At 48.1% G+C, this 7,806-nt stretch carries 4 protein-coding genes and 1 pseudogene; all 5 read right to left on the bottom strand.

The genetic code is table 11. From position 1 onward, the window contains the following. Window positions 1-179: 179 nt before the first annotated feature. Window positions 180-1,653 (bottom strand): annotated as a pseudogene (ltrA, locus tag AB6E54_RS21905) (group II intron reverse transcriptase/maturase). A gap of 866 nt (window positions 1,654-2,519) precedes the next feature. Continuing rightward, a complete protein-coding gene (locus tag AB6E54_RS21900) occupies window positions 2,520-3,056 on the bottom strand; it encodes a hypothetical protein (protein ID WP_229648365.1) in 537 nt (178 codons plus the stop codon). A gap of 83 nt (window positions 3,057-3,139) precedes the next feature. After that, complete coding sequence (gene traG / locus AB6E54_RS21895) at window positions 3,140-5,953, bottom strand: conjugal transfer mating-pair stabilization protein TraG (RefSeq protein ID WP_229648364.1); 2,814 nt, start codon at window positions 5,951-5,953, stop codon at window positions 3,140-3,142. A gap of 3 nt (window positions 5,954-5,956) precedes the next feature. Continuing rightward, on the bottom strand, window positions 5,957-7,363 hold the full coding sequence (locus AB6E54_RS21890) for a conjugal transfer protein TraH (protein ID WP_016800101.1): 1,407 nt from the start codon (window positions 7,361-7,363) through the stop codon (window positions 5,957-5,959). Beyond that, entirely contained in the window at window positions 7,360-7,773 is a 414-nt protein-coding gene (trbB, locus tag AB6E54_RS21885; RefSeq protein WP_016800100.1) for a type-F conjugative transfer system pilin assembly thiol-disulfide isomerase TrbB, read from the bottom strand. The genes AB6E54_RS21890 and trbB overlap by 4 nt, the downstream gene beginning before the upstream one ends. Window positions 7,774-7,806: the final 33 nt, after the last annotated feature.

Genomic DNA, 7,806 nt, shown 5'->3' with positions numbered 1-7,806 from the left:
CAGATTAGTTCTATTAGGCCAAAAACCACTCGACTGTGAATGCAGACTTTTTGGCGAAACCAATTTAGGTCGGGTAGACGACACTTGTTACCAAGTGCCGTCCCCCTAAGAACCCAGCGTGCAACTTTCACTGCACTAGGCTCAAGCCTTCACGAAGGCATCGTTTGATACCCAGCAACTTATAAAGCAGCGAGAGTAGGCTCCTTCCAAGAGTTGCGAGCTTGCCTTTTTGACTTTCTCTTAGCCAAGTATTCTTGGTGTTGAGGGTCATATGGTGTCGCTGCACTTCGGATTTTTTACATGTCTCTCGATCGGTACTTTGGCTATTTGGAAGAGATTGAACTGGCAATCCATATCCATGATCTTCTGCCAACCATGAAAATGCCATTGGCCTTTTCGGTTGACGAAGTATTTAAGGGCCACCCAAGTTTTGGATTTTGTCGGATGACGCCTCACTGCCCAGTACCATAATGCAAGAAATAGCTTATGACCTACATATCCGAATACCTGTTTAGCCACGCAATGGCGATAATAATTAGCCCAACCCCTTAATTTCGGATTTATCAGTTTGATAAGATCGTTTACAGAGGTTGTTGCATGCTTTTTGATGAGTTCGCGCAGATTGCTCAAGAACAGCAATGTGTTAGATTTACTCGGTTTAATGAGCAATTTCCCTTTGTACTTTCTGTGATTGAACCCTAGAAAGTTAAAGCCGTTATCGATGTGTGTAATGTGCGTTTTCTCTTCGGATAATGTTAAGCCTCTTTCCGCTAAAAATTCAGCGATCAACGGTTTGATATCGTTCTCCAACACTTCCTTTAAAGCGCAGGTGACGACGAAATCGTCGGCGTATCCAATGAAATTGGCTCTACTACCCTTTTTGAGGGCCGTAGACTTAATATGCTGCTCAAGTCCAGCAAGAGTCATTAGCATCAAGGTTGGTGATATTATCCCACCTTGCGGTGTTCCCTCATCGGTGCGATAAAACAGACCTTTGTCCATAAAGCCAGATTTTAGCCATTGTTCCAACATTCTCTTATCAATAACGATGTTATCAAGAAGCCATTGATGGCCGATCTTGTCGAAACAAGCTTTAATATCCCCTTCAAGTACCCATTTAGCTGATTTCTTTAATGCCAAACATTTGAAACACTGCCCAACTGCATCGGCAGTACTGCGATTTGGCCTAAATCCATAACTATTAGGGTCAGCAAGCATTTCCGATATAGGCTCTAATGCAAGAAGATGGAGGGCTTGTTGCGCTCTGTCAATCATGCATGGAATGCCTAATGGTCTGAGCTTGCCGTTCTTTTTAGGGATGTAGATACGCTTGAGCGGTTGGGCTTTGTACGCCTTTCGACTCAATTGATTAACTGCTTTTATGCGGCGTGCATCTGTGTTCCAGATGACACCATCTATTCCAGACGTTTTACTACCTTTATTTTGAGATACTCGCCTTACTGCAAGAAGCTTGGCTGAGCGAGAATGGGTTAGTATCCACTGCAAGGCTTTCGCTTTACCGTGTTTACCTTCTCTAGTTGCCTTTGCGATACGCATCTGAAGCTTTAATACATGCGACTCAATAGGTTTCCAGTCGATAGACTGCCATTGAGCACTGTCAGGAGAGGCACTAATCTCTTTAGAAATCATCATTTGCGTTTCTCCTTAAATAAAGTTCTTCAAACTCTCTCGCAACGAAAGACCAGTCGGAAGTGGGCTCACTTTCGTGACCAGACACGAGTCTGTATCTGCATCGTTACAATGCAGCCTTCGCTTTCTCCGACCTCCTTTACCCGCATCACTATCGGCCACAAGGGCTTTCCCATAGGGAGCGATACAGGCTTACCCTGTTCCGTATGTTACGTAAAATGTCAACTTAGATGCCCACTCTAGTGCGGAGAGTACTTTGATCACGAAAGGCCAATGCCCAACTCCTTTCCGACTCTCGTTGCCGTTTTGGCCACAGCGTATTAACCACTTCCGCTGCTTCATCATATGACGCACCTTTAATGGATTCACATACGTTCATCATATTGACTCCCTAGCACTTACCCGAATTGTGGTTTTCAGGAGGAACATCCTCTCACGATTTTGTTCCCACTCAGCCTAACGGCCAAGTTTCGTTACATTGTCAGATCCGCTACTTTATTCAGGATCTTAGGGTCATCTGGTGATACAGATGGTTCACTCTTGTCGTGGTGAACAACGCTTCATACGACTTCAGGTCGCACGGGCAGAAATGAGCTAGAGCTACTACTCTAATGATTCATTAGAACGAATAGCAGCGTACCGATGCGATCGCTGCCATTTTAAGAGGATACTTTATTGCTTGCTACTCATGGAAACAGGAACGTAATACTTTCTTGGGCTATATAAGGGGTTAAAGGAACGTTTTTGTGCCCAAGCAGCGGCCAATGAATACCTAGTCTAGAATAAAGACATTTAACCCGTTCCTACTCTCTCGTACTGGCCTTATACCTGAAATTACATTCACTCTCGATGGATATCCTATGCCGAGATTAATATTTCCAGCCGTTAAATTGTAACGATTTAGGGATAGGGCTGTAGCAAGGGTATTCGGTTTGTAAGCCGTAGTTAATAATCATTGAAATATCAACGCCGAAGGACCCTGCATAGTTTGCTCGTCTGAACTTCTGCGGATCGTTTTTGGCGGTTTTCTCAAGTACCATCCAGATCATATCTTCAAGGAACTCAGGGTGGCGCCTTGGATCGAGTGCCATTGTATCGCGCATACAGAACCAGCTTCCTCCGCCTAGCTGTTTTTGATTATAGGCATTGTCAAAATACGCAGTATGCAAACCTTGTAGGTAGGCGTTTAAGCGTATGGACTCCACGGTGTCCGTCTCGTCAATGTGCTGCAAGAAGTAGGGCAGTTTGGTGATGTCCGGCAGGTTTTGGGAATATGGTCTTTTATTTATCATTGCGAGTTCGTACTGCTCGTGTATCTCGCTCAGCAGTTGAGTGAGCTCGGGAGAGTGGGGTTGAGCTTGCACGCTCGCACAGGTAAGCAGCAGTAATGGTAAGACTGTTTTCATGGTCATTCTCCCTCTAGATACCTGATCATAATACCAGTATTTAGGCGGTACATAAAGTTCTTTTTTATGCACCTAGTTAAGTATTATTCTTTCGAGTTTTGTGTGTATCTTGGCACCGCAGGATAGGCTTGGTCGGAGGTGACGTATTCCGTCCTTTCGGGTCTAGTGATCTCCTTTTCTACCTGCGACTTGACTGTCAGTTCAATCATCGGCTCAGGTTTGATGATGGGTTTCTGCGCTTCCTCTTGTTGAAGTTTTACATCATCGGTAACCCCATCAAAGCGCGCTTGATTAAAGAGTCCGCCCGTTCCCTTGGTATGCAGCATCTCGGTGCGGGTGTGTGCCACGGTATCGACGGTACTAGCCCATCCTTTCTCCATCGTGTTGTTTTGCTCGGGTGTCAGTTCTGGTTGTTGGGTTGGGGTGGTGGTTTCATGCGCTTTCTCCATTGTTGCCACAATCTTCGCCGTGTCACCATCGAGTCCCGCCATGGTGGTGAACTCTTCAGTGCGTGTGTATTCTTGCCAAGACTTTTTAGCATCAGCAATATCTTCCGGTTGGTAAGCGGTCATTAGGCGTTGGACGTCTGGTTGGTTTAATCCTATGTCTTTTTCCAAGTAATTCTGGAAGCCTTGAATCGCGTTGGCCGTAAAGCTGGCACTGCCAGAGTCGAGGCGCGTTTGAGTATTCGAGAGGGCGTTCAAGTCCGATTGGCTTTGCATGGCACTTACACCAAGAGACTTGGTGTTGCTGGCGTTAATCGCAAAGTCATGCGCAAACTGCTCAACCGAAGTTCGGGTGTCTTTATTGTCCACCTGCGTGCCGGCACTGGTCACGGCATTGGCCCCTTCGGTGTATTGCTGCGTGGCTTGCTCAAGCTGCTGCTTTTGCTCGGTATTCATCTTGCTGTAAGCCGTACGTTCATCATCAGACCATTTCACGCCGCCACTGGCGCCTAAATTGAATGGCGATGCCCCTTTACCGGTGCCTACGCCGCCCTCGAAGCCGCCATAGACACTTTGCAGGTAAGCTTGTGATTGGTCTTTCGTCCAACCCGTTTGTTGAATCACGCTGTCAACCGCCGTTTGCATGTCATTCATACCTTGGCTGACTTGAGTATTAAAGCCACTGGTGCTGCCTTCACCGTAAGCCAGGTTTTTACCCACACTATCATGCCAGCGGTCGCTCAGCGCCGCGCCTCCTTGGAGGGTTTGACTCAGTTGGGTACTGGTTTGTTCAAGGTTTTGCTGCGTTTGATTGCGGGCATTCGCCACACTCTCTTGCAGCATGCTTTGCGTGTTGGCGCTGATGTTGCCGCGACTGGTGGTTTGTGAGCTGTCGTAGGTGGTGCGCCCATCTCCGTGTTGTGTGGTCACCGAGCCGTCTGGGTTTTGGGTGTAGCTGTGACCTTGGTTGGCGAGGGTATTGGTATCAAACTTATTGGCATGGGTGTTGTTCATGCTGTGGTTGTCAATCTGCATACTGCCAAAATCCAGATTACCCGTGGACGCTGCAGCGCTCGCTCTGGCATTGGTCGAGTTAATCATGCTCGAGAGCTGGTAGTTCATGCTCGACATGACTTCTTGACCGCCTTTTAAAATGCCTTTGGCTATCATAGGGACGCCTATCATCAAGATACCCGTGATCCAGGCGAAGCGGCTGTGAAGCTCATCCGCGGCATTCGCGTTGGAAAGCACTAGCCCCCCGAACTTCCCCGAGACATCCGTAGACAGAGATTCCAGTCCCCAAAGCTGAAAGCCGTTGATGATGGCAAACAAGGCTGGCCACGTGGCCAAAAAGGCAAACGTCCCAAAATAGTTTTTTAACACCATCATGGTCAAGCCAGGAATGACCGCGGCACCTGCAACAAAGAAGCCTAGGCACGCGAACAACATAAACATCATGGTATGGAGCATCGGCAAGTATTCTCTTGCCATCAAACCTAATGACGCCCACATTGAGGTGGTTTGCAGTTTATTGGTGGTATAAGCGTAATTGAGCGCAGCTTGCGTTGGGTCAAGGCTATCAAGGTTGTAGCGTAGCTCGTTCATCAGCATGTTTTGTTTGATGGTGCTGGACGCGCTGGTACTCATTCTAAAAAATTTGTCGTAGCTGCGGGTGAGTGACTGCACCACTTGCGGCTTATAACGGTCCGCGTCTTTGCCAAGCAATTGATGCGCTAACAAGCTCATGTTTTTATTGGCGGCATCATCAAAGCGCTGCTTGATGATAGGGTAAGCTTCTTCACATCGCTTGTAGGTGCTTCGGCCGCCGCCCTCATCAAGATAAAGGGCGCGCAACGGGCTTTGCCTAACGCCGTCTAAAAAGGCAAAAATATCAGGGGCGGTAAAGAGTTCATCCCAGGTGTATTTCCCATTGATTCTCACATCCCCAATCATGCAGTTATGAAAGTAGTCTCGCCAGAGTTTTTGTAGTGCCAGCTCATTGATTCTGGATTGTCTTGAGAGCTGATACAGCTCCGAGCCAAACAACATCCCAGTACGACCATAACGCTCATCGTCGGAGGTGGTGAAAATGCCTTCCACACCTTCGGCCATCCCCACCATGATAGAAGAGAAAAAGTAAGTAGGCACGGCCACGAGGTAAGGGACATTATCCACCTTGTAAGCCTTACCCGGTTGCGTCTTATCAATGATGAGCATGTCGGCTTTCATGTTGATAAGAAACAGGGGTACGGCAAAGAACACCACCATCCATTTGATGAGGTCTTTGGGGTTACGTGACAGCATGAAGATAAACAAACTGGTGATAAGCCCCAGCATCATGCACATCTGTAAGTAATCCCCAAAGGTATTGGTTCTAAAAAAAGTGGCCAGCGCATTAAAGGCTTTGTTGACCACTTCGCCGGAAGTGTAAGTGTAATATTCGAGTATCATAGGTCAGTTCCCATAAGCCGGGGTAGGTTTGGTGGTCGTGCTGATTTCTTTTGTGCTTTGCTGCGTGGTCTTTCTTTGCGAGTCAATCAGTTGATTGCGGTTGTTGAGCGCCTCAATGGCATTCTCAGCCAGCCCCGCGGTAAAGCGTTTGGCGTTATCGATATCACGAGTGATGAGGGCGATGTCATCCTGGCTGTTGTTGGTGTTGGCCAAGGATTGGCGGGCAACATTTAACATGCTCACGAGGTACTGATTAAGCAGCTCCACCGCTATCATTCGCGAGTAGTTGCTGGTATCGGGGGTTTGATTGGCGGATAAGTCGTCAATAAAGAACTTGAGTACCGGCGTTTGAATCAGCTCCAGAAAACCCTCTTGTTGACGCGTGAGTCTTTGGTCGGTGGCTATCTTTTGCAGTATCGATTCCAGTTGTTTGCGTATCTGGTTTTGTATGCCGTTAGTTTGACTTATGGATAAGTTATTACGCTTGGTAATGGTAATGCACGCATCTGGGCCTGTTTTGCGACACTGATAAACGTCAGCCTTGCCCCCTTCGAGCAGCACGTTGACGAGGTTGTTGTTGTCGGTCAAAAGGCTAGGGTAATAACGCGGATTGCCGTCTTTGTCGTACACGTAAGAGCCTGACAAACTCATCATGAATTGCGCTAGATTTTTGTCGGAGGACAAAAAAGCGTTATTCATGATCGCAGACCAGACCACGTTGTGATTGGTTTGGGTCATGTCTTTCAGGGCTGGATCCTTTTTGGCGTCCTTTAGCTGACCCGCTGCTTTGCCTCCTGCGCCACATTCCTGCTGCCCTTGAACCCAATCTGAGAAGGCGTTGTTTTGTGTACCAAGCGTCGCGCAGACATGCTTTTTGGTAGCAGGAGCGGCAAAGGCGGCCAGTCCACCGATGGACGCTTGCGCGGCTTCACAAGAGTTCACCGATTGATTGAGATATTTGTCGAGCCTGGCTTGGAGATTATCCAGATTTTGCTTGAGCTGCGGTGCCCAGGTTTGCAGGGCTAAGTTGACAATAAAAGGAGGGGCATTATGAATAATGGCTTTGCCCAGTTTCACCAGTTGGTCTGAGCTGATGTGTGAAAATCCCCCCATAAACATATCAATGCCAGTGCACCCGGTACTGATGGAGGGGACAGTGACGCTGACCAACTGTGCATCGACAATTTGATTACGCACAAACAAACTGCCACCGGTGTAGTAGTTGGCCGATTGCCCTTGGTAAGCCGTCGGGGTTGAGACGTTGGCGTTGTACCCTGAGTTATCAAAAAAGCGGGCCAGCGAGTGGTTGGTGTCGGCGTGACTTACGCCTGATAAGCTGATGAGAAATAAAGGAATAACTCGCTTATTCACCGCAACGGTGGACAAGTGGTGGAAAAGTGAGCGCTTCATTGGAGAGCCTCCTGCACTCGCGGATCGTTAAGGGCGTTCTGAATGCTTTGGGCAAGCGTGCTTTCTGGTACGTCTCCAATGCTCAGACGTGAGAACTTACGGCTGTTCACGTTCATTAAGAAGGTCGCAGGCATGACCGTTTTTCCCTGGCCTGGGAAAAAGGTCTTGCCTATCTCTGGTGTGACAGGGATAGGGACCTCAAACCCTGGAAGGCCCGGCCCATCAACAGAGAAGGCGTAAACCGGCAATTGAAATCGCTCGCCAAGACGAGTGATTTTAGGGGCGGTCTTATGGCAGTACGGGCAGGTGCTTTCAAAAAAGAACACTAGGGCATATTGGTTTTGCATGGCAGCGTGTGCGCTGGCGGCATGAATCAAAAAAGCAAGCACAAGGGTACGAAGAAATGGCATAGCGCCTCCTTACGTTTGGGTGGTTTTACATGG

It is taken from the genome of Vibrio sp. 10N.247.311.49 (assembly GCF_041467655.1).
GTDB lineage: Bacteria > Pseudomonadota > Gammaproteobacteria > Enterobacterales > Vibrionaceae > Vibrio > Vibrio crassostreae_C.
Note: the sequence above shows the minus strand (reverse complement) of the source record. Positions and strands in the feature narration are given on the sequence as shown.

What these genes read in the sequence shown, in the direction of transcription:
- AB6E54_RS21900 (WP_229648365.1), bottom strand. Translation starts at nt 3,056, where the DNA reads ATGAAAACAGTCTTACCATTACTGCTGCTTACCTGTGCGAGCGTGCAA.
- traG (WP_229648364.1), bottom strand. Translation starts at nt 5,953, where the DNA reads ATGATACTCGAATATTACACTTACACTTCCGGCGAAGTGGTCAACAAA.
- AB6E54_RS21890 (WP_016800101.1), bottom strand. Translation starts at nt 7,363, where the DNA reads ATGAAGCGCTCACTTTTCCACCACTTGTCCACCGTTGCGGTGAATAAG.
- trbB (WP_016800100.1), bottom strand. Translation starts at nt 7,773, where the DNA reads ATGCCATTTCTTCGTACCCTTGTGCTTGCTTTTTTGATTCATGCCGCC.